At 50.2% G+C, this 22,219-nt stretch carries 18 protein-coding genes, 1 tRNA gene and 1 pseudogene; 8 read left to right on the top strand and 12 right to left on the bottom strand.

Annotated elements, in window-relative coordinates:
- Positions 1 to 197: 197 nt before the first annotated feature.
- Positions 198 to 1,187: a tagatose 1,6-diphosphate aldolase gene (locus ABFB09_RS00005; RefSeq protein ID WP_346998968.1), complete on the top strand. Its 990-nt coding sequence runs from the start codon at positions 198 to 200 to the stop codon at positions 1,185 to 1,187.
- 17 nt (positions 1,188 to 1,204) lie between these two features.
- Here ABFB09_RS00005 and ABFB09_RS00010 read toward each other — a convergent pair whose 3' ends face one another.
- Positions 1,205 to 2,602: a hypothetical protein gene (locus ABFB09_RS00010; RefSeq protein WP_346998969.1), complete on the bottom strand. Its 1,398-nt coding sequence runs from the start codon at positions 2,600 to 2,602 to the stop codon at positions 1,205 to 1,207.
- A gap of 141 nt (positions 2,603 to 2,743) precedes the next feature.
- Positions 2,744 to 2,965: a hypothetical protein gene (locus ABFB09_RS00015; protein WP_346998970.1), complete on the bottom strand. Its 222-nt coding sequence runs from the start codon at positions 2,963 to 2,965 to the stop codon at positions 2,744 to 2,746.
- Positions 2,966 to 3,242: 277 nt separating this feature from the next.
- On the opposite strand from ABFB09_RS00015, the gene ABFB09_RS00020 reads away from it, so the two are divergent.
- Complete coding sequence (locus tag ABFB09_RS00020) at positions 3,243 to 3,932, top strand: hypothetical protein (protein WP_346998971.1); 690 nt, start codon at positions 3,243 to 3,245, stop codon at positions 3,930 to 3,932.
- A 36-nt stretch (positions 3,933 to 3,968) separates the two neighbouring features.
- Positions 3,969 to 4,283, top strand: coding sequence for a Smr/MutS family protein (locus ABFB09_RS00025; protein WP_346998972.1), 315 nt, complete (start codon positions 3,969 to 3,971; stop codon positions 4,281 to 4,283).
- On the opposite strand, the gene ABFB09_RS00030 is transcribed toward ABFB09_RS00025, so the two are convergent.
- A complete protein-coding gene (locus ABFB09_RS00030) occupies positions 4,280 to 4,795 on the bottom strand; it encodes a deoxyuridine 5'-triphosphate nucleotidohydrolase (RefSeq protein WP_346998973.1) in 516 nt (171 codons plus the stop codon). The two genes, ABFB09_RS00025 and ABFB09_RS00030, sit on opposite strands and share 4 nt — an antisense overlap.
- 127 nt (positions 4,796 to 4,922) lie before the next feature.
- On the opposite strand from ABFB09_RS00030, the gene ABFB09_RS00035 reads away from it, so the two are divergent.
- Positions 4,923 to 6,179, top strand: a complete 1,257-nt coding sequence (locus ABFB09_RS00035; RefSeq protein ID WP_346998974.1) for an MFS transporter — start codon at positions 4,923 to 4,925, stop codon at positions 6,177 to 6,179.
- Here ABFB09_RS00035 and ABFB09_RS00040 read toward each other — a convergent pair.
- Positions 6,157 to 6,783 carry a VTT domain-containing protein gene (locus ABFB09_RS00040; protein WP_346998975.1) on the bottom strand — a complete coding sequence of 209 codons (627 nt, stop codon included), beginning with the start codon at positions 6,781 to 6,783 and terminating at the stop codon, positions 6,157 to 6,159. The two genes, ABFB09_RS00035 and ABFB09_RS00040, sit on opposite strands and share 23 nt — an antisense overlap.
- A gap of 90 nt (positions 6,784 to 6,873) precedes the next feature.
- On the opposite strand from ABFB09_RS00040, the gene ABFB09_RS00045 reads away from it, so the two are divergent.
- Positions 6,874 to 6,946: transfer RNA gene (locus ABFB09_RS00045), tRNA-Glu, on the top strand.
- Between the two features lie 67 nt (positions 6,947 to 7,013).
- Here ABFB09_RS00045 and ABFB09_RS00050 read toward each other — a convergent pair.
- On the bottom strand, positions 7,014 to 10,394 hold the full coding sequence (locus ABFB09_RS00050; protein ID WP_346998976.1) for a PAS domain S-box protein: 3,381 nt from the start codon (positions 10,392 to 10,394) through the stop codon (positions 7,014 to 7,016).
- Positions 10,395 to 10,780: 386 nt separating this feature from the next.
- Here ABFB09_RS00050 and ABFB09_RS00055 point away from each other — a divergent pair, with 386 nt between their 5' ends.
- Positions 10,781 to 11,347, top strand: coding sequence for a LemA family protein (locus tag ABFB09_RS00055; protein WP_346998977.1), 567 nt, complete (start codon positions 10,781 to 10,783; stop codon positions 11,345 to 11,347).
- Between the two features lies 1 nt (position 11,348).
- Entirely contained in the window at positions 11,349 to 12,236 is an 888-nt protein-coding gene (locus ABFB09_RS00060) for a TPM domain-containing protein (protein ID WP_346998978.1), read from the top strand.
- Between the two features lie 16 nt (positions 12,237 to 12,252).
- Here ABFB09_RS00060 and ABFB09_RS00065 read toward each other — a convergent pair whose 3' ends face one another.
- From ABFB09_RS00065 to ABFB09_RS00095, 7 genes and pseudogenes are all read right to left on the bottom strand, one after another.
- Complete coding sequence (locus ABFB09_RS00065) at positions 12,253 to 14,226, bottom strand: beta-propeller domain-containing protein (protein WP_346998979.1); 1,974 nt, start codon at positions 14,224 to 14,226, stop codon at positions 12,253 to 12,255.
- A gap of 142 nt (positions 14,227 to 14,368) precedes the next feature.
- Positions 14,369 to 14,613, bottom strand: a pseudogene (locus ABFB09_RS00070) (transposase); the annotation flags it as partial.
- A gap of 185 nt (positions 14,614 to 14,798) precedes the next feature.
- Complete coding sequence (locus tag ABFB09_RS00075) at positions 14,799 to 16,199, bottom strand: reductive dehalogenase (protein ID WP_346998980.1); 1,401 nt, start codon at positions 16,197 to 16,199, stop codon at positions 14,799 to 14,801.
- Between the two features lie 112 nt (positions 16,200 to 16,311).
- The gene (locus ABFB09_RS00080; RefSeq protein WP_346998982.1) at positions 16,312 to 16,995 is read right to left on the bottom strand and encodes a response regulator transcription factor; all 684 of its coding nucleotides are present in this window, start codon (positions 16,993 to 16,995) and stop codon (positions 16,312 to 16,314) included.
- A complete protein-coding gene (locus ABFB09_RS00085; protein ID WP_346998984.1) occupies positions 16,992 to 18,758 on the bottom strand; it encodes an ATP-binding protein in 1,767 nt (588 codons plus the stop codon). The genes ABFB09_RS00080 and ABFB09_RS00085 overlap by 4 nt, the downstream gene beginning before the upstream one ends.
- The gene (locus tag ABFB09_RS00090) at positions 18,737 to 19,345 is read right to left on the bottom strand and encodes a hypothetical protein (RefSeq protein WP_346998985.1); all 609 of its coding nucleotides are present in this window, start codon (positions 19,343 to 19,345) and stop codon (positions 18,737 to 18,739) included. Before ABFB09_RS00090 ends, ABFB09_RS00085 begins: the two co-directional genes overlap by 22 nt.
- A gap of 94 nt (positions 19,346 to 19,439) precedes the next feature.
- Positions 19,440 to 20,357 carry a hypothetical protein gene (locus tag ABFB09_RS00095; RefSeq protein WP_346998986.1) on the bottom strand — a complete coding sequence of 306 codons (918 nt, stop codon included), beginning with the start codon at positions 20,355 to 20,357 and terminating at the stop codon, positions 19,440 to 19,442.
- 431 nt (positions 20,358 to 20,788) lie between these two features.
- On the opposite strand from ABFB09_RS00095, the gene ABFB09_RS00100 reads away from it, so the two are divergent.
- The gene (locus ABFB09_RS00100) at positions 20,789 to 22,198 is read left to right on the top strand and encodes a reductive dehalogenase (protein ID WP_346998987.1); all 1,410 of its coding nucleotides are present in this window, start codon (positions 20,789 to 20,791) and stop codon (positions 22,196 to 22,198) included.
- Positions 22,199 to 22,219: the final 21 nt, after the last annotated feature.

Here is a 22,219-nt window from a genome sequence, read left to right on the forward strand (position 1 = left end):
TACTAAATAGTACTATACCTCAATTATTGCACCGTTACAAGACCCCAAATAGTACTAATTTTTAGCGGCGATATGGGAAGATGGTACGGGTGGGGAAAATTCGAAATTCGAAACAAATTCTAAATACCAAACATTAAATTAAAACGGGGACGTAGTATTAATTTGCTTGAAGTTAGTGGTGGCGTCATAATGGATTTATGGACAAACAGATGACCATCGGCAAGCTGCGGGGCTTGCAGCAGATCGCTGACGAGACGGGGCGGTTCACTATGGCGGCTATGGACCACCGCGGGTCACTGGAAAAGGGGCTGTGTCTCCAGGCCGGGGAAGACTGTTACCAGCCGATGGTAGATTTCAAGCTGGACCTGTGCGCCGCTCTGGCACCGCATGCCTCGGCGGTGCTGCTGGATCCGATTTACGGCGCCGCCCAGTGTATAGGGGTGGGGGTTTTGCCGCGGCAAACCGGGCTTCTGGTCAGCGTGGAGGCTACCGGCTATGAAGGCGGCAAAACGGCGCGCGTGACCCGGCTGCTGGATGGGTGGGGCGTCGAGAAGATCAAGCGCATGGGCGCTTCCGCGGTGAAGATGCTGATCTATTTTAGGCCGGACTCCGGTGAACTGGCCACGACGCAACTGTCCACCGTCGCGCAGGTCGCCGCCGATTGCCTCAAGTACGATATCCCGTTCCTGGTGGAGCCGGTAAGTTATGCCCTGGACGGCGAGACCGCGATGGAATTCGGGCGTAAGAAAACCGAAATCGTCGTAGCGACGGCGAAAGTGATGACAGCGCTGCCCATCGACGTGCTCAAAGCTGAATTTCCCGCCGATATGTCGGTGATCGAAGATGAAGCAAAACTGATGGATGCCTGCCGGGAACTCGATGAGGCATCGGCCAAACCATGGGTGATCCTGTCAGCCGGAGCCGATTTCGCAGTATTCCGGCGCCAGGTTGAACTGGCCTGCCGAGCCGGAGCCTCCGGATTCCTGGGCGGCAGGGCGATCTGGCAGGAGGCGGTGGACATAGCCGGCCGGGTGGAGCGGCGCCGCTTCTTCGAATCGACGGCCGTGGAACGATTGAAAGAACTCAAAGACCTGACCCGGCGTCATGGGGGACCTTGGTTTCGCAAACAAGGGCTGGAGCCGGATGCACTGGGAGAGGTAGCCGACGGCTGGTACCGGGGATACTAGTTTTCAGTCGTCAGTTATCAGTTGAGAGCCGGCGGGGTCCCCGAGACGGTTATCTGGTTTTCCTGACGCTCCACCCCGGCGACACCCGGCAGGCTTGAGAGGGCGTCCGTCAGCAGTATCGGCTGTTCCAGTTTGATTTTCAGGGCGATGCCGTCACCGCCACCTGTAACCATCACCAGTCTAACACCTTCGACACGACGCATCGCCTCCTTGAAGGCGGTCAGCGATCTGCTGTTGAAGCCGTTCAGGCGCAGCATGTAATCGCCAGGGGCGAATTCCCGGGTAACCGGCTCGGGTTCGATGACGGGTTCTGTCGGGATCATCTCGGTCGCGGCTGTTGCCGCGGTGGTATCGGCCGGTACCGGGGGAACGACAGGTACGGCGACAGTGGGTGGCGGGGCGGGCGGTGAGGCTATGGTGGACGACGATGTCGCCGGCTGTTTCCCGGCTTTCTGCTCGAGTTTTTGTTTTTCCAGCTTAGCCTGAAGAACGGCCTCTTTTTGAGCGCGTTTTTCCGCTTCGGCCTTTTCCCTGGCTTCCCGTTCCGCTAGAACCCTAGCCTCCGCTTCTTCCTTTGCTTTTGCTTGAGCTTTGGCGCGGGCTTGTGCTTCAGCTTCCAGCTTCTGACGGCGTTCCGTTTCAGCCTTTTCCTTAGCTTCTTTTTCCTGCTGTTGTTTTGCCAGTTTAGCCTGAAGTTCGGCCTCTTTTAGAGCCTGTCTCTCTGCTTCAGCCTTTTCCCTGGCTTCCTGTTCGAGTCTCTGTTTTTCCAATTTAGCCTGAAGTTGTGCCTCTTTTTGGGCCAATTTCTCGGCTTCGGCTTTTATCTTTGCTTCCCGTTCCGCCTGTGCTCTGGCCTCCGCTTCTTCCTTTGCTTTGGCGGCGGCTTCGGCACGAGCCTGTGCTTCGGCTTCCAGCTTCTGCCGGCGTTCGGTTTCCACTCTTTCCCTGGCTTCTTTCTCTTCCTGTTGCTTTTGCAGTTTAGCCTGAAGTTCAGCTTCCTTGCGGGCGCGCTTATCCGCTTCCAAGGCTTCCCTGGCCGCTTTTTCCCGATGCAGGCTTTCCATTTTCGCCAGGAGGATAGCCTCCCTCTGTGATTGTCTTTCCGATTCCAACCTGAGACGGGCTTCCCGCTCAGCCTGGCGTTTTTGTTCTTTATCGGAAACGTCCGAGGCAGCTTTATCCTCTACGGCGGCGACACGGATCTGGGTTTTTAATACCTCAGCCTGGCGCGCATGATTTTCCGCGGCGGCATCGAGGCGGCGTTGTTCATCGGTGGCGCGGGCTTCTGCGGCGAGGCGTTCGGCGGTGGCCCGGCGCTCGATAGCTTCCGCTTCTCTGGCTGTCCGCTGTTCGCGTTCAACTGCCAGGCGCTCGGTCTCTTTGCGGATACGTTCCTCGATGCTGCGTTCGTCCATGACGCCCCCTTTCCGGCAATGCCGAAAGGTTATTTGGGAGAAGTATAAAACGCAAACGTAGAGGTGTCAATGGGTACTATTGTCGAGAGGTATGAAATCGCCGTCTGCAGGCTGAACGGCGTTTATCCGGGGGACCGGTTTTTACCGGCTGCCGAGGTAGCAGTGCCAGTCCAGCGCCGCGGCCCGGCCGTCATCGTCGGAGGTGCTCCCGGGGAAACCAGGGAGCGGCATTTGGACACCGCCGGCCATCGGCAACGCATAGAAATCCAGCTGCCCCGGGGGGCGGGAGAGCAGGGCCGCCGGTTTCCTGGCTTCGGCCAGCGCCGGCGGGAATCCGGACTGTCGCTGTTTCGATTGCATCATAGCTCATTCCATTGTATACCGCCCGAGCGTCTATTGGAATAGGTAGTTTTACCTGTTTTAGGCTGCAGAGAGCCCATATTTTAATCAGGGAAGGCGTAATCCGGCGTCTCGGCTGAAAATAGGGGTTGTAAATACTTTTCACATGGGAACTTCAAAAATAGGTGGGTCAAGATGCAAAAAGCCGTATTTATACGCATTTCAATCCAAATCATACAGGTGTAGACTTTGGAAGAAAGACGAGTTCAAAACAAGATGACAAAATAAGAGAGGATGACAGATGAACAAGTATCGAAGGATATTATTATCAGCCGGTGGGGTAATGCTGGCGGTCCTGGCGATAGCCGGGTGCACCCAACCATCCACAACGCCTCCGTTAACCACGTCCGGGCAGTATTACCCGGGCGGCGGCTTCGGCCCGGGGGGGATGATGGGCAATGGCGGTATGATGTACCCCGGTTCCGGTTTTTACCAACTTGCGGGTCCGCGAATCACCCTGGCTGCCGCCAATACCATCGCGACGGACTATTTGCAAAGCCGGACTGATCTTGATTTTGAAATCGGTCACATGATGGAATTCCAGTATAATTTCTATATGGACTTTGTCGAACGATCCACGGGCATCCATGCCTTCGAAGCCCTGATCGATCCTTTCACCGGCGACCTCTATCCCGAACCCGGTCCCAGTGTCATGTGGAATACCAAGTACGGCATGATGTCCGGGGTACTCTGGGGGTCGGCCGATGCCTCCGCTCCGATGACGGTAACGCCAGCTCAGGCGAAGGATCTGGCGCAGGATTTTCTGGACGGTTATCTTCCCGGAGCCCAGGCCCTCGAAGCCGAACGATTTTACGGTTATTACACGCTGGATTTTACCCGGGGTGGCCAGACCTACGGCATGTTGTCGGTCAACGGGTATACCGGGCAGGTGTGGTACCACTCATGGCACGGGCAATATTTGGGCGGTTGAGGGGCTATCGCCGGGCTGAAATGATATAATCTGGTTATGGCCCGGAAAAATCATCGTAAACCTGCACCTGCCGGAGGGAACCGGGCGGTTCCTTCGTTCATAATCGCGCCGGAACTGGACCTTCACGCCCTTACCGTGGTCGAGGCGCTGCCGAAACTTGACGAGTTCCTCCACTCCTGTTTCAGGGCGGGATATTACCGGGTGAGGATAGTTCACGGCAAAGGCACCGGGGTGCTCAAGCTGGAGGTCGGCCGCTACCTGGCCGGTCATCCGCTGGTGCTGGCGTACCGGTTTGCCGATACCTGGCACGGAGGTAGCGGGGCTACCGAAGTGGATCTCAGCTCCCGCTAGACGCCGGTATTTTCACCCTGGTAAACACCACAGTAGCCTTCGGTCTCGGCGTCCAGGCGGAAAAAGACCAGTTGCAGCAGCCGGGCGTTCTTCTCCAGTGTGATACCCTCTTTGTTGTATACCACCAGTAGCGATTGAGAGCGCCCGGAGTACCCGGCGTCCCAAACTGCTGTATGGATGGCGGCGCCGCAGCGCAGCAGGCTGGAGCGGGGGCGTCCCAGTGCCATGACATCCGCTGGCAGGCTGACCACCTCGTTGTAGGTGATGAGATAAATGCCCTCTTTGAGGTGAACGCGGCCGTCAGTGTCGAACGGCCTAGTTGCAACGGGCGCCAGTTTGCGGCCGGCGTTATCGACGGGGATGATCCCCGGGCCTGCGTAGTCGAAAATTTCTTTAAATGTCAGGTCGATACCATTGGGCTGGAGCTGCTGATCGAGGTCGAGGTATTCAGCCAGGAGGGGCGGCGTGCCAGCGATAAGGTGTCGTAGTTCTGCTTTGGGTAATGCGGTCATGGCGCAGAGTTTAACACGGGGGGCGGGCGCCGGGCAACGGGCAGCATCGACAGAGTGGCTTTCGGTCGAAGACGTTATGAAACTAAGCCTTATTGTGAAAATATTATCGCTCTGTTAAGCTGTCGCTATGAAAATGCCGAAATTCCCGTCACTCGGGATATCCGGTTACGTCAAAATCACCATTCTCAGCCTGGCTTTCGCGGCGTTATCACAGAGCCTGCACGGCCTCATCCTGCCGCTTCGCGTGCTCGATTTCGTCTCCGAGGCCGATAAGAACACTGTCCTGGGAGCCATCACTTTTACCGGCCTGGTAGTCGCCATGCTGGCTCAACCGGTGGCCGGAGCACTTTCTGATTCTACCGCTTCCCGCTGGGGCAGACGCAAGCCATATGTGCTAGGTGGCGCCATCGCCGTAATGGTGCTGCTTCCGGGTATCGGTCTGGCAAATGGCATCGCCTATCTTTTTGTCGTCTATTGCCTGATGCAACTGGCTTCTAACACCGCCCAGGGTCCCTACCAGGGCTATTTACCTGAACTGGTGGCACCGAATTACCGCGGGCGGGCATCTTCGCTGAAGTCGCTCATGGAAATAACCGGTGGTGCGCTGGGGATTTTCCTCATCGGTCGGCTGATGTCCGGTCATTCCCTGGCAAACGAGGGTGGTTTGTGGGTGGCGCTGGCGGCATTATCGACCATAATCGGTATCATTCTGCTTTATCTAGGGCGCAGCCTCAAGGACCCGCCGATCACAGGGCCGCTGCCTCACTTCAAGAACCCCCTGTTAAGCTACCGGTTTAGCCTGCGTGAATCTCCAGGTTTCGGCTGGTTCCTGGCTTCACGTCTTTTGTTTTTCATGGGCGCGGCCACTATTCAACAATTTGCCCTGTTTTATCTCCGGGACGTTATCGGCGTGGAGAACCCGGCTGGCGCCACGGCAGCGTTCCTGCTGGTGGCGGTGGTCAGCATGGGCCTGGCCGTATTCCCGGCGGGGTACCTGTCCGACCGTTACGGCAGGGGCAGGCTGTCGATGGCCGCCGGGCTGGCGGGCGCATTGGGCGTTCTGGTCATGCTGGTCTGGCCGTCAGTGGCGGCGGTATATTTCGCGGCAGCGGTGACGGGATACGCCATCGGCACCTTTGGGGTTACCAACTGGGCAATGGCTACCGACCTGGTGGTAAGAGGACAGGAAGCCCGGTACCTGGCTATCGCCAATATGGCGACGGCGGGTGGGGCGGCGCTGGCGCGGCTGATCGGGCCGGTCATCGACCGTTTCAACGCGGCATCGCCCAACCTGGGTTATGAGGTGATGCTGGGGACATCGGTCCTATACTTCGTCGCCGGCGGGTTGCTGGTGCTGATGGTTAAGCGGCCAGCCAGTCGATAACCTGCTGCCATCCCAGGGCTCCGGCCCAGGCTAGAACGATGTAGAGTACGCTCCGGCCGAGGAAGCAGGCGATAAAGAATTTGCGCGCCGGAAATCGCATCACCCCGGCTGTGATACCGGCAACGTCGAACATGAGCGGCGCCGCCGACAGCCCGAAGATGGCCCACACGCCGAACCGGTCCAACCAGTGATGAACGCGGATATACCACTTATGGTGCTGTGGCACCACCGCCCGGCCGGAGTATCCGGCCAGATACCCGGTCATCTCACCGACAGCCGCACCGAGCGCGGCGGCCAGGCCGACGAGGGTAGGCGATGGCAATGTAGCGCCCAGAGCCGCCAGGACCAAAAAGTTCCCTGCCGGCAGCACCACCGTGGCGTTGAGGATGGCGCTGATAACGAAGGCACCGACATAGCCGTACTCTTTCAAACTCTCGACGAGGTCAGGGTTGGCGTTGTAAATGTATAACACGGCGGCTACGATGGCGATGACGAAAACGATGGAAAGAATAGGCAGAAATCGCCGCTGCACCCAGCCGCCGGTGGGGACGATGTGCTCATCGGAATTGGGGGGTTGACCGTTTGGGGTGGGGTTATTTACCATCGTGGGCTATTTTAGCATATCGGCGGCGGGCTTACTCCGGCCGACGTTGTCAAGCTTCCGGGCTTTTGCTATACTTCAATGGTTTTCCGCGCCCCCATCGTCTAGTGGCCTAGGACAACGGCCTTTCACGCCGTCAACAGGGATTCGAATTCCCTTGGGGGTACTCTAAATCTTCCTCTCTCGGAATATGATGTTCCATGACTGCTTCCAAGCCCCACACCAACGTCCTGTCATGTTCGCGACAGCAATTTGTTGACCTTATCAAGAAACTCCATCCGGTCAAATGGTTTGACGATATAAGGAATGTTATGAGTATTGAGGTACTCTCTGGTTACCAGATCCGAGGTATCCCCTGTCAGGAACATCACCCGGTCAGCCATATGCACCCATCTTTGTTTGACCTGGTTATAAAATTCGATGCCGCTCATCCCCGGCATTCGGATGTCTAAAATAATGAAATCGTAGCTGTTTTCTGTCAACCTTTCCAATCCTAAAAGGGGATCATGACACACCGTTACCTCATGCCCAAAGCGATTCAATATGGCCTTGACGAGTTCCCCCACGGTTGGTTCGTCATCAACTATTAGTATCTGCGCTTTATTAATTACATGGTGAGTATTGACCGACTCAGCCTCGACAACGGGCAATGCGACCGACTCCACGATGGGCAATTCAACAATGAAGGCTGCCCCCTCACCCTCCCTGCTTTCCACGTTGATGGTGCCGCCATGTTCACGGATGATACCCAAAGATAACGATAGACCTAAACCGGTGCCTTCTCCTGGGTCTTTGGTTGTAAAAAAAGGTTGGAACAATTTACGCATAATTTCATCGGACATTCCCGGTCCATCATCAGTTATTGAAATGCGGATATTCCCGTTCATCCTCTCTGTTTTGACGACCAATTTGCCCTTATCATGCGCTTTTTTCATAGCATGTTCGGCGTTGACAATCAAATTCAAAAACACCTGTTGTAGCTGACCGGCGTCAGCCATAACCCAGGGTAGATCCGGCGCATAATCTTTTACCACTTCGATATTGGCTGTCTTCAAAACATAACTTCTAAGTTCCAGGGTGTTATCCAACAGCTCTTCAATAGAAACTGCGCTTTTCACCGGCTTGGCTTGTCTGGCAAAAGTCAGCATGCGTCTGACGATATCTTTTACCCGCTGAGAACCGGCATTGATGATGGTCAATTCTTCTTTCATGTCATCGGGAATGTTCGTGCGACCCAGAAGAAGTTCAGAAAATCCAATAACGCCGGTCAATGGATTATTAATCTCATGGGCAATGCCGGCGGCCATTTCGCCGACCGCCGCCAGCCGTGAGGCCATCTCAGCTTTATCCCGAAGTTGCTGCTGTTCTGCCTCCGATTGTTTCTTATCGGTAATATCCTGGACGATACCCGATAGGATTACCGGTTTGCCGTTATCGTCGAGTATCAGTTCACCCGCCTCGGCCCAGACGGTACGAACAACACCGTCAGGCCGGATTATCCGATATTCCAGAGGAATCGGATTTTTATCTTTGAGGACAGCCAAGTTTGACGCTTCGACTGCAGCCTGGTCATCGGGATGAATTGCCGCCGCAATAACGTCGGCTAAATCTCCTGAAAAGCTGTCTTTGGCGATGCCGAATATGCGGAACATCTCGTCCGACCATTCCAGGCGGTTTTCCCGGATGTGCCATACCCAGCTTCCCAAATGAGCCATTGACTGGGCTTTATTCAATTGTTCTGTTGACTCAAGAAGCCTGGTTTCCGCCTCTTTGCGTTCAGTGATGTCCGTTGCGGCGGAGAGCCCGCCGATGACTTTTCCTTGACTATCTTTCAAAGAGCGGCACCACCAGGCAAGCAAACGTTTTGCCCCATCTTTCCGCCTTTGCCAGCTTTCGATATACACATTATTCTCGGTGCCATCAAAAACCGGTTGTACTTTTTCATAGGTGGCCTGTTCCCCTTCAAAGTAGTACGAGGCTTCTTTGCCGACAGCATCATCGCCGAAGAAATCCAGCCCGGCTTGATTCGCCCAGGTGTAGACCTTGTCGTTATCGACCTCCATAATGATGTCCGGTACGGCCGACAGGATGGTTGACTGGTGAACAGATATCTCCAGTAATTCCGTTTCCGCGTGCTTCCGTTCCGATATATCTTTGATGATGTGCACGGAACCAGTCAATTGCCCTTCGGCACCAAAGATGGGCGAGGAAGTGGCTTCAACCCAGATCTTCAGTTTCTTGTCAAAATACTCGCTTGACTCTACTTTTTTGGAGGCTATGGTTCGGGCATGGGGACACATCGGGTGCGGCTGGTTCATGGCATGTATAACTTCATAACAGTGTTGGCCGATAAGTACTTGTGGGGTTTCACCGAGCTTCTTGGCGAAGGCTTGATTGACTCTGACTATTTTATGGTCGGCATCAACAATGGCTACCATGTCGGTGATGGAATCAAAGGTTGAACGCCATTCTTCAGCGGCGTCCGATAATTTTTTTTGAGCCAACAGCCTGTCAGATGCCTCTTTCTGAAGTTCATCACGCGATACCAGGGTAGCTTGTAACTGCGCAGTCATATCCTGAAAGGCAACGGCTAATATCCCTGTTTCATCAGAACTACGGCTACCAAGTGGTGTATTGAAATTTCCCCGCCCAATTTCCCGGGCGGAACGGGTAAGTTTGCGTATCGGCCGGGTGATGCTGAAAGCTAGAAAGGCAGCTATTAAGGCGGCGATACCGCCGGTGACAGTGGCGGTAAGCACGGCCTGGCGATTCAGCACTGAAATCTGTTCAGTTATTACCGATAACGAGGTGCTGACCAGCACACCCAGCGGCAGATCGGATAACGGGAAAAAGCTTACCAGCCCTGATGGATTGCCCTGGACGGAAGTTTCAATATTTCCAGATAAACCTGATCTCATGAGACCAATTGCTTCCAGATACTCAGTTTCAAATGGCTTCATGATGTAAGATTTTTCAGAGTCAGCGGTAACGATTCCAGATCGGAGATCAATGATGGTTGAATGATGGGTGTGAGAATCATCTAAATTCAACGCCGATATCAGCCCATCGAGGGTAATATCGCCGCTCAGGATGGCTATTAGATCGCCGGACCCATTGATTATCGGCACTGCGCAAGGAGTTATGGGACTGCCGGTAACACGGGAAATAAGAGGGACACTCAGTTCCGGCATACCGGTAGATACGACGGCATTATACCAATCACGGTCGGAAAAGGATGTTCCTATCATTGGAGTATCGGGGATGCTGTAGACCCTTAAGGTTCCATCGCTGTCAAATATCCCCACTGTCTCTAAAGAACGCTGGGTTTCAGCAAAAGAGGATATGGCTTTCTGAACGGCGGCAAAATTGCCAGTGTCAGCCGCCTCAATGACATCAGGCCGGCCGGCAAACACTAACAGATGGGCTTTGATGGTGGAGATATAGCTGGATGTATAATCAGCGATAAGCTCGGCGCGGCTCTGATTATGAGTGATATTATCTTGTTTGACTATTTCTGATGTCTGGTTTGACCCGAATAACGCCACAACCATAGTGGGTAATAAAACCGAAAACACCACCAGAAAAACCACTTTTGTTACAATTGATATCTTCATTGGTGACGTACACTATTCCGTTGTTGCTGGAAAGAGACAATCCTACAATGCAAGTATACACCATATCACTGACTCGTCAATGCGATCAGTTGTGGGAAAGTTTTCAAGAAGTAACATAGATTGCCCTTGTGGTAAGGACCTGGCGGAATTCCCAATTGTAACTTCAATCTTGGGAAGCCTGAGGGCATAGGATTGGCTTAAAATAGCCTCAAGAATGGAGGTTGTCAGAGGTAGCTAAGATTACTACCACTGTTAATCTCAGCTCCATCTACATAGGTTTGATAAGAAGTTGAGCGGGGTCCCAGTGGGAAGTGGGGAGTCCCCCTGGCGCACCGTGTCAGTCTGCAATATAATTGTACGGTATGGCGTTATTATCGAGGTGAATCATGAAAAAACCCCTGATCGCGGCCGGAATAGTTTTTGTTCTGTTGCTCCTTGTCGGTTTATCACTGGTGGGCACCTACAACTCACTGGTAACCCGGGCTCAATCGATAGATGCACAGTGGGCGCAGGTAGAAACCCAGTATCAACGCCGCTTCGACCTCGTACCTAATCTGGTCGAATCAGTCAAGGGTATTATGGCTCAGGAACAAACGGTCTTTATCGCCATCGCTGAAGCCCGCACGCGTTACGCTGGTGCCGTAACTCCGGAGGATCGGGCTGAAGCCGCTAACGAAGTTGAAAGCGCTTTGGCGCGTCTTCTGGTTATTATGGAGAACTATCCTGAACTGCGCAGTATTGAGGCGGTTGTAACCCTGATGGACGAATTGGCCGGCACGGAAAACCGCATCGCGGTTGAGCGAGGCCGATATAACACAGAAGTGCAGGGGTATAACACCGCTATTAAAAGATTCCCCACGGTCCTGGTGGCCGGTATGTTTGGTTTTGACCCAAGGGGATATTTTGAAAGTTACTCCGGCGCTGACCAGGCGCCTCAAGTAACCTTCAGCTGATATGCGACTGTTTTTACGGATCTGGATTGCGGCGATACTGCTACTCGTCAGCGGCAGTATCGCAGTGATCGCCCAGTCGTTTCCACCGCCCCAGGGGTATGTATCAGATTTCGCCAATCTGTTCGATCCCACCACCCGTTCATCTCTGGAAAGCCGCCTCGAACTGTTGAGTAAAGAGACCGGCACCGAATTGGCCGTGGTTACTGTTATTACTCTTGACGGCGATTCCATAGAGGGATATGCCGTAAGACTTTTTGATGAATGGGGCATCGGTCAGGCAGGGTCGGATAACGGCGTCCTTTTTATTACCGCGCTGGCTGAGCGCCAGGTACGCATCGAAGTCGGTTACGGTTTGGAACCAGTCATCACTGACGGCCGGGCCGGCCGCATTCTTGATAACAGTGTCTTGCCATCGTTCCGTGAAGGCGATTATGCCTCCGGCATTGTCGCCGGGGTAGATGCATTGGAAGCATTTATCCGTTCCGGGTCGCCTCCAACCTTTGTTGAGGAAAACCCCTTCCGCGGTCTTTTCGGTGATCTGGAAACCCTGTTTTTTAGTATTGGTCTCATTTCCATGTATATGATTTCCTGGATGGCCCGCTCTAAAAGCATTTGGCTGGGCGGCATTTGGGGTGCTTTGACAGGGATCGTGCTTGGGTTGGCTACAGGTAATGCTTGGGCGCTGCTTGGAATCACTCTCGGATTAACAGCAGTAGGGTTGTTCCTGGATGCGGTGGTGTCGCGCAACTACCAAACACGCACCTCCTCTGGCTTACCTACCACATGGTCTGCTTCCGGTGGCGGTTTCCGCAGTTCATCCGGTAGCTCCAGTTTCGGTGGTTTCAGCGGAGGTCGTTCCGGCGGCGGCGGTGCCAGCCGGGGTTGGTAGTACTAGCGCGGGCATGCTACTCCTGGCTGAAGGACAATACCTTTAGAGTCGCCATGCTGGTGAGATCATTCAGTTGGAGCCGCGACTGGGAAACCGTGTACAGGATATTGCCGATATACAGACTGCGAGTTATCTCGCTTTGCCCGCCGTAGAAATACTGCCCGCTCTTTTGAAAATCTTCTTTGGTATCGTAATGGGTGATTTTACCATTTAAGGTAAAACCGTCTTTCAGAGTCAAGTTATACACGTAAGCGCCTTGGAAGACATAATCTCCCTGTGTGTTTTTAGGTTGTCCCGGCTCCAACTCCGCCACGGTCACCGGCAGTACCAGCAGCCCCGACTCTCTGTCAAAAAGAAAAGCTTTATGATCGGAAGTAGCCAGACTTTCTGTGCCCCGGTCACCGATGACTTCCTTGTAAACTTCAACCGGATTAGCGACGTCACTCACATCGAAGAGAGACAGCTTGACACCCTGGATTGCGGTGTAGTAGATCGCGTTCTCGGTGTGGATCAGGTCGGCATCAATGCTGGGGTCGACTTCATGGCCGATGCCGATCAGGTGGGTTTCATCGTAGGGTTCCAGGTAATTGCTATAGCCCGGTATTTTAAGCTTGCCCAGTATCTTCGGTGCCGACGGTTGGGAAAGGTCGATAACGAAAAGTGGATCCACGTGCAGGAATGTCACCATGTAAACCCGCTTGCCCATAAATCTGGCGGCATAGATGCTCTCCCCGGGAGCAACATCCTCCAGCTCGCCGACCATTTTCAGGGAGCTATCCAACACGTAGATATTATTGGTGGAGGTATCACGATTAGATACATAGCCGCTCACGGTGGTGGCGATACGGAAGTAACCGTCGTATTCGTCCATGGCGAACTGGTTCAGGATGTGTCCCTTGACCTTTCCAGTGGAGGCATAAATTGCGTTGCCGCCGGATAGGGAGAACTTGGTGATGACGGTACTTTGAATGTTATCGGCGATCGTCATGCCGATCTCGCCGTAAACTGGCCAGGAGGTCTGGGCGATAAACAGGCTTTCCGTCGAGGCATGAACGTTTTCACCGCTGCCGACGATAACGGTCTTCCCGATCTCTTTATTCGCATCAGTCATCGACAGAGAGGCGATAGTGAGAAAGCTAGCCGCCTGGACCGGTGGGATATAGCCTATCTGGTTGAAAGTCGCGATGGGCTTGAGGTAGCTGGGGGCGGTGGTGCCGCCAAGAATCTCCCGATACCCGGGGATGAGATCGCCGGCGGTGGGCTTAGTTTGAATGTAGCTGGGATATGAGTTGACGACGAAGTAGACGTCGGTACCTATTTTGCGTGAGGTCAGGTACGATCCCTCGATGTCGACGCTCTTGAGCAGCTTAGGATTCGAACGGTCTTCGATATCGTAGAGTTTTACGGATACCATGCCTGTCCGGTACGGATAGACAGAAGATATACCCGATTTTGCGTCGGCGGGGAGGACTGTAATTGGATAACCTGGGTCGCCGCCGCTGGAAAAAGTGAAACCGAAGACTACCAGGCGGTCTCCGTCGACAAAAAGCTCCTGGGGGGTGAACCCCGGGATGGCGATCTGCCCGACGATCTTGGCTGTTTCTGCGGGATAGGCTTGAGCCAGGTAAATAGTGCTGCCGGATACCACGTAAATGTATTTGCCGTCCGTTTTGACGATATCGGCTTCGTCCACGCCGGCTACCTGGACATTGGTACCGGAGTAAGAGACATCATTGGTTGCCCCCGCGGCGCCCGTAAGGGCCGCCTCCGGCGCCATTGCCTGGGGTATTACTCCATCTTTAGCAAAGTAGTTACCTGAATATCCGCGGGCTTGCGCCTGGGTAAAAGCGGAAACCAACGCATCTTCCGAGGTAAAAGTGGGAAAACCACTATTTGAATCCGGGTCTCTTGCATCACCAGTGCAGCCGGGGATTGTCAAGATAGCAGTTAAAATCAAAGTCGACAATACGAGAAAAGCAGTCTTTTTCATGGAGTATCAACCTCACGGCGACTATCTACCTCATATAACGCAGATAGCGGCGTAAAGTTATCATTGCTTTCCCCACCGGCGAGAAAGAGCCGAAAGGGAATATCACAACGATAGATTGAGCTTTTTTGACCTTATCCCACTGTTCTTTAAGCGCCCTAATTATCAAGCGCCTGGTCGGTCACGATCTGCTTGAAACGGCGGTTTTCATCCTCCAGACTTTTAAGCTGTTTAAGCTCACTGACCGAAAGACCTGCATATTTGGCTTTCCATTTCTTGTAAGTGGCGTCATTGACTTTGTATTTACGGCATACTCGCCGATCTTTGCCCCGGCTTTGGTTCCTTGAGTACAGTGATGATCTGCTCTTCGGTGAATTTTTTCCTAATCAATTGAGCCCTCCGTGAACACTTAATTTTAGCGGAGGACTCTACTTCTCGGCGATACAAATTATTGGGGGAGGGTCAGCCGGACCAACTATTCGTCAATGTTCCAGATTGGATATCAATAGCAAGACAATACGATGTGATGCATGGCAATTGCCATGCATCACATCGTAGAGATAACGTCTCTGAGTTTAGATTTTAGAATCAAACCCGAACATGGGCTGTTTCTTTAGATCCCACCAAGTCTCAGGATCACGGTTATCGTAGTTGTAGCCGAAAGCCTGATCCATATTTGTAAAAAACGAATTGAATGCGCTCGTAGTCGCTACTGTAGCTTTGATTACATCGTGGATACTCGCAGAGTTTTTCTTGGCGAATACACATGTGGCTACACAAATAGAACACAAACTAGTAGCCTCAAACCAGTAACTTCGGCATTTGATGCCATCGCAGTGAAACGCCTTCTTACCGGGATGGTTGCCGGCGTATTTTGTATCCCATGAAATGGTGTCATTCGGGTCAAGAGCACCTGATGGACAGTGGCTGGCGCATAGTGCGCACGTTTGGCAAAACTTCCAGATACCAGCGTCGATAGGTTTGTCTGGAGCAAGTGGTAGATCCGTTACTATGCTTCCAAGTCTTGCCATTGTGCCGTACTCCGGCATAATACATTGACCCAATCTACCTTGTTCTCCCAAACCACTTACTACGGCCAAAGCCGGGTTAATATTCAGATTATTAACGAATTGGTAACTTCCAAGTCCTTGGTATCCCAGCATGCGCACGAACCGTTGCGCCCTGATCTGGAATAATGTGCTCAAAGAGTAGGATAGGGCAGTGGTTGCGTCTCCTAGCAGCGTAGGCGCCCTTTTGTTCATTTCTTCTGACATTGGCAGGGAAAATACGATTGCATATTTGCATTTGTTGGGAACTACTCTTTTCTTATCGGTTTCGTAGGCCTCTTCAACGTCTTCGAATTCGATATTTTTTCCGTCCCAGTCAATACCATCAACTAATTTCCGATGATTTTGGTCTAATTCCACAATTGAAACTGTGCCGGCGCCGAGGAAACGAAACGCCTTTCTGATAACTGCAGAACTCTCTTCCGGGCTAGCTTGCCAGATAGGGACGCCTAAATCGGATGGCTTTCCCATTCCGTAAGGGGTGGCAGTGGTATCACCCAAGAAGTCATGAGAATACCCTACCTGCCATCCATATGCTGCGGCATCAAAAAGGGCGTAATCTTTCAGTGTGTATCCGGATTTATTTTCTAAGATCCAATTCTTCCGGTCTTCTTTTTGTTTTGCTCCCTGTTGTTTGGCCTTATCGGCACCTACGTATTTACCATAAGAGACTTGTGGGATTTTAGTTGCATCGAAACGTTCTACCATACTCCAATCGATTTCTACGGTTGGGATCTCAACTTCTTTTACCCACCAATCACGTTTGGCATCATCGGTACTTGTCGACAACAGGTCATCCAGGCCATTAATAGCCGGGTTTAATAACGCCGCAGTCCCCAATCCGGTCCCGACCAAGCCAAGACTTTTCATAAAATCGCGGCGGCTCAACGTTGAGTGGAAATTTGCCATTACATCCTCCAAGTTCCATTTTTGATTTCATTATAGAAGCAAGGAGGTATCGTTAGGAGTAGTGGTCAGTGCCAATACAGTGATATAGAGTAACTATAAGGTAATAACAAAACTATGATTTAATCGGAATTATATAACCCAAACCACGGCGGTTCTGGATAATCAAGGGCTTTTCAAAATCCTTTTCAATCTTTTTCCGCAACCTTGAGACATAGTTTTTTATATTATCAGTCGCCCCGGGGATGTACTCCCCCCAAAGCATCTCAGCCAACTCGTGGGTACTAATTACGCGACCAGCGTTTTTAACCAAGTGATATAACAACCTCCCCTCAGTGGAAGTCAGCAATAAGGTTTGGTCGTCAATTTTAATTTCTTGGATTGATGAACCAAAGCCGATGCCACCGGCTGATACCGAGAGATCTTCTTCAAGAAATGAGTGGCGCTTCAATGCGGCTTTTAATCTTGCCAACAATTCCATTTGACGGAACGGTTTCTCAATATAGTCGTTTGCATCTAAGGAAAAAGCTTTTACCAGGGCATTTTCATCGGTTTTTACTGTAATGATGATGATCGGAACCGTTGAAAAAGCCCGGATCTGTTTTAATACTTCGTATCCATCTATATCTGGCAAACCTAAGTCCAATAAAATAGCGTCTGGGTTTTGAGTCTCAGCAAGGGTAATCCCGTTTGTCCCGTAGGTGCTACTAACGATTTTCGAATCCGGCCATGCAAGTTTTAATACCAGTGAGACCGTATCAGTAATCGACATATCATCCTCGATGATTAGGAATTTCATTTTGTCGCTCCTTGCCGACTATTAACAGGGATAGAGAATTGGAATGAACAGCCTTTTTGGTATCGACCATTTAACCATATCCTACCGCCATGTTTTTCGATGATCATTTTGGAAAGCGCAAGTCCCAAGCCAAGGCCACTAAGACGGTTGTTAGGAGCACGTTTATATGGATCGAAAATATTATTTTGGTTTGATTTAGGAATACCCTTGCCTGTGTCGCGTACCGTGGTGACGATATCATCCTTTCTCACATCAGTCACGATTGTAATCGTGGTGTTCACTCCTGAATATTTGATAGCATTATCAACCAGGTTGGTGATTACTTCTTTGATCCTTCGTCGGTCTGCTAGAATTAATGGAGTGTCAGGAGATAATTGGGTGGTAATTGATTGTTGATTGTTAGTTGCCTTGGATGTAAGAAATGCTGTAACTTCCTTGATTACCTCATTGATATTCATTTCCTCGGTGTCCAGAGTTAATAGCCCAACTTCGCCTCTGGCCAGGTCGAGCAATTCGTCTATTCTAAAACATAATTCATTGGCACCAATCTTGATCTGCTCTAAGAGAAGCTGATAATTAGGTTCCTCTACAATATTAGCCAAAGTATCACTCGCTAGGATTATCGGAGTCAGGGGAGTTTTTAGTTCGTGGACCAGGGCGTTGGTAAAATGAATACGACGCTTGATTTCTTTTTCCAATGCCGCTCGTAAATCCACCTCTTTTCTAAGAGCCTTTTTAAGTTCCTCTTCGTTCTTCTTCCAATCGGTTATATCTTCAAGTTTTCCGATCAAACTGGGTTGTATCGACCCATCCTTATAATACTTGGGGTATAAGCTTTCTCTTATCCAGATGGAGTCCCCGTTTTTTTTAAGCGACTCATATTCAACTGAATAAGGTAACTGAATACCTTGAGCAAGGCACTTCGAAATGTATGAGTACCTGGATTCAGTGACGGATTGGTATACTTGGCTATCTTTGTAATATCCGTTACCCGGTCCGGCCAGGAATGACTGGATAAATTCATCGGTAGTGTAGCCTAACAAACTTCGAATTCTTGGACTGACAAACGTTATGTCTTTAGTAACGACATTAATCTTGTAAAATACTTCCTTTTCATAAACGCCCTTGAACATCGATTGAAGCTTATTGGTCGGGCTATTGCGTTGAGGGTTCGGTTGCGCACCGCCTTGTAACTCGTCTATCGATTTGTTGATTAATGACCTGAAGCTAGTCATATCAACATTTGTAATTTCGTATGGCACATTGAATGCTGAAGCGAAAGTAGCCACGTCAGATTCATGGGGTTTTTCAGATTCAAATCGACATGCAAGTATCTTTTTGGTTCCACATGCCTTAATCATGTTACTGTCTTCTGAGAAGGCACCATATGACACGAACACCTCATTTTTCCATTTGGTACACAGGGCATCCTTTAACAGCCAGTACCCTTCTGAAATGTATTCTTGGGTTTTCTCTTTACCCAATAACATTTCCCAACAGTTGCCGCCTTTGATTTTGGTTATCTGATTGGAATAATGTTTCAAGATATGTTCGATTTCAGAATGGCAAAATCCGTAAATTAAAAGCGTTCGATCGTTTTCTAAACATGATTGTTCAAAGACGTGTTTTATCAGTTCAGGAGAAATGGTGAACATACAGGATGGCACCAACTGATAAAGACGGTAATCTTTTCTGGTCTGCAGGGTACTTTTGACCTGATCCGCTATTGATGAACAAGTAATCATGCCGATACTGGTAGCCATCGTTCACTCCCACTCTCAACGTGTTTAAGCAGCAAACGTAAGCTTGAAGGGAAATGGAAAAACGGAAGGTGATCTTTCTCCTCGCTGCTACGTTTAAATACTATGCCTCCCGCAAATATCTTGGTATTCAATGCCTTGAGTGCGCTCCCTCTGGTTTTCACCATATCAATGTAGTTCAACGCGGAAAAACTGAAAATGATAACTTTTGGGGTCTCCTTTTCCCATATAGAAATCGTATTATCCAGTTCATCTTGATCCTTAATCCCAACCAGGTAGGTCTGTAAATTGTTGCTCCTTAGATAAACGTCAACTAATAAGGCACCAATAGTTTGTAGTTCTGAAAAATAGCAAATGGGAATAGGTTCGTTGTTTTTGTAGTCGATATCCAGTTGGCTCAGTGCTTTATCACACATACTTATGATCGAATATACGTGAGATGGCCTTACTTCGTTAGCATCCCAGGCCTTGATTAGTTTTTCGATAAGTCGTCTGACCTGAACCGTGTTATTGAACTCGCTGTTGTTTCGAGAGGGATGCCCTTCATAACACCAATCCCAATCATTTTTGTTGTTGGCTAACTCGAACATCTCATTTACCCCGCTACTTGATTATACGCCTATTATCATGGAGTAATCGGTGTCTGTGAATAACTGAACGGTAACATTAAGTGACGGAAGGGTATCATGGAGATTCCTTCCTGACAAACCGGATTGATAACCAAAAGTAAAATATAAAACCGACAATCATCGCGGTGATAGGTGGTATCGCTGCTATTGGTCCAAACAGCATATACGTTATAGCGCTGGCACCGGCCCATTTTTTCATGGTCCCGAATAACATAAACACAATGGCTTCCGAGTGTTCATACTTGAGTGCTAGGCTCATACGGTATATCAATTCACCCAAGAGAAAAATTGTGATGAAGGCAACCAACAATGACACCCCAGAATATTCGGGGAAAGCAAAAAGAGTATCTCTATTAATTCCGATAAGACTGAAAATTACTATTGCTAGGCACCAATTAATTATTTTACTACCGGAGGCCTGCGTCTTCTTGTACAGAAGAGTTTTACGATAAAACCTTGAAAGCACTAAAGGTAAAACAATGATCTGGCCAATCAAAATAAATAGACCTTGATTATCGTAACCATGGCCAAAAAACATGAATAATGAAACGGGCAAGATAACAATTGAGGCAAGATATCCAAATGTTGTCCCCAGATATGCCAGAGTAACGTTTGAACCTAGGTTGTAACTAAAAGGAGGGATGGTCATCGATGGAGGTACTGTAGCTAAGACAACAAACCCAGCTCTTAAAAGAGTATCATCACTTAAGAGGTGTCCCAACGAGATGTTCACGCCGCCTAGAACAATAAAATTGAACAGGAGAACAAGAAGACTTGGGATTATGATTGACTTCAGATTATAAAAATGTTTAGTCTCAAGCCGTGTTAGGGAAATGGTCATTGCGAGAACAAGCAATGGGATAATCCAGGACTTAAATAATTGTGAAAGAGGATTTCCCAAGAGACCCAATAGGATGGCTGCCACAAGAATAAAATTGTGTTGATCACTTAGGAGAGATTTCAGTTTTGCCATGGTTCAACTGGTTTACCTTTTGGCTGGAGTCTAGGAATTATAAAGCCAAGTTGACCAAGTATAATCCGTATAGCCAGCAAAATGCTAGGATCGACCATTGGGAGGAACCGACAGACAGGAGATTGAACCCAATAGTCTAAGGACGAATCTTTTATTCTACGGTAAACTGGTTCAAGAATATGATAGGCTGTCCCTCCTGGGGTTTATCAAGCCATCCAGTTAACAACTTGAGTGTAAGAAGTAATAAAAAATTGCCAAGGTACTAATACTTTAGTACGATGCTATTTTGAATACACAGTGATACAGTAACGATATAATAAAATAGTATTACAAACAGAAATATGACAGGAGGATGCTTATAAACTGTTGACCCTCCGGGAAAGTCCGGAGACCCACGGAAAAATCAGAATAAAATCTAAGAGGTACCGCGTATGTCAAAATTTCACTCAAATGTAAGCCGCAGGGATTTTATGAAAGCCCTGGGATTAACCGGAGCCGGACTTGGCGCTGTTGCTGCGGCGACAGCGCCTGTCTTCCATGATATGGATGAGGTGCTATCAACCCCTGACACGGAGTGGAAAAACCCATGGTGGATTAAGGACAAGGAGCATGAAAAACCTACTGTCGAGGTAGATTGGGATGTGTATCCGGGGTCGGCGGGGCGCGACACGGCATGGAATGACCAACAAATAGCGAATACCATGGCCATAGTCGAAAAGGAATACGGGACCACAGACCTGGACATACTTGAGGCACGATGGGCCCAGCAGAATGTACCGGGAATGTCCTTAAGGGATCGTGCTTTAGAGAATGCGGCCAATTGTTGTAACAGTGGACTCAAGAGTAGTTGGAAACCAGTATCCTTAGAGGAACTGGGAGTTCCGAAGTGGCAAGGCAGCCCCGAGGAAAATCTTCATATGATGCGGGTAGCCAGTCGATTTTTTGGTTCCTACGCCTCCGGGGCCGCAGAGCTAAACGACAAAACGTTGCGAGTGATCAAGGCGGGCAGGGGCCCGACCCCCATGAATGTTGTATACACGGATACTGGTGTGTTCAAAAAAACTTCTACAGAAGTCACGATTCCTAATGGTTGGAACTATGCTTTTACCTGGGTCATGCAGCATCCCCAACTCGCGTTATCCACCTCCCCCGGCGAAGTGACAAATCCTTATGGCTATTTTTTCTGCACGAACACTGCAGCCAGAATCCGCGCTTTCATCCAGAATCTGGGCTACAGCCAGGCTGAACCCACGGTTGGGACAGGAGCATTTCCGACACTAACCGGTGTTACGGAAATGACCCGCCAGGGAGCAAACGTAATCGTGCCCAGCCACGGTGCGATGCCAAGGCGTACCGAGACCGCTCTAACCAACCTGCCGTTAGCCTACTCCCCGCCCATTGACAGCGGTATATACAAATTCTGTCATACATGCAAAAAATGCGCTGAAACATGCATAACCGGGTCGATAAGTATGGAAGATGAACCTTCGTGGGAAGTAAGGGATAAATACCAGAATATCCCCGGTTTGAAGCACTTCTACTTTAATTACGCTTCCTGTGGATCCTGGAAGAGCGCATATGGCCCGGGATATTGCGGAATGTGTCTTTCTACTTGCGTTTTCCGCAACTTCAATGAGTCTATGGTGCACCCGCTCATTCAGTCTGTGGCGGCAACTACACCGATATTCAACGGCTTCTTCAGACAGATGGATGATGTTTTTGGTTTCAGGACTAATCAAATGGGCAGCAAGGCGCATACTGAAGACGACACTATAGGACAATTCTGGAGAACGATTGGACCCGAGCATGGGTTACTTACGCATTTCGGTTCTCACGAATAACAATAGGGGTAAACAAATCAG

It is taken from the genome of Dehalogenimonas sp. THU2 (assembly GCF_039749495.1).
Taxonomy (GTDB): Bacteria; Chloroflexota; Dehalococcoidia; order Dehalococcoidales; family Dehalococcoidaceae; genus Dehalogenimonas.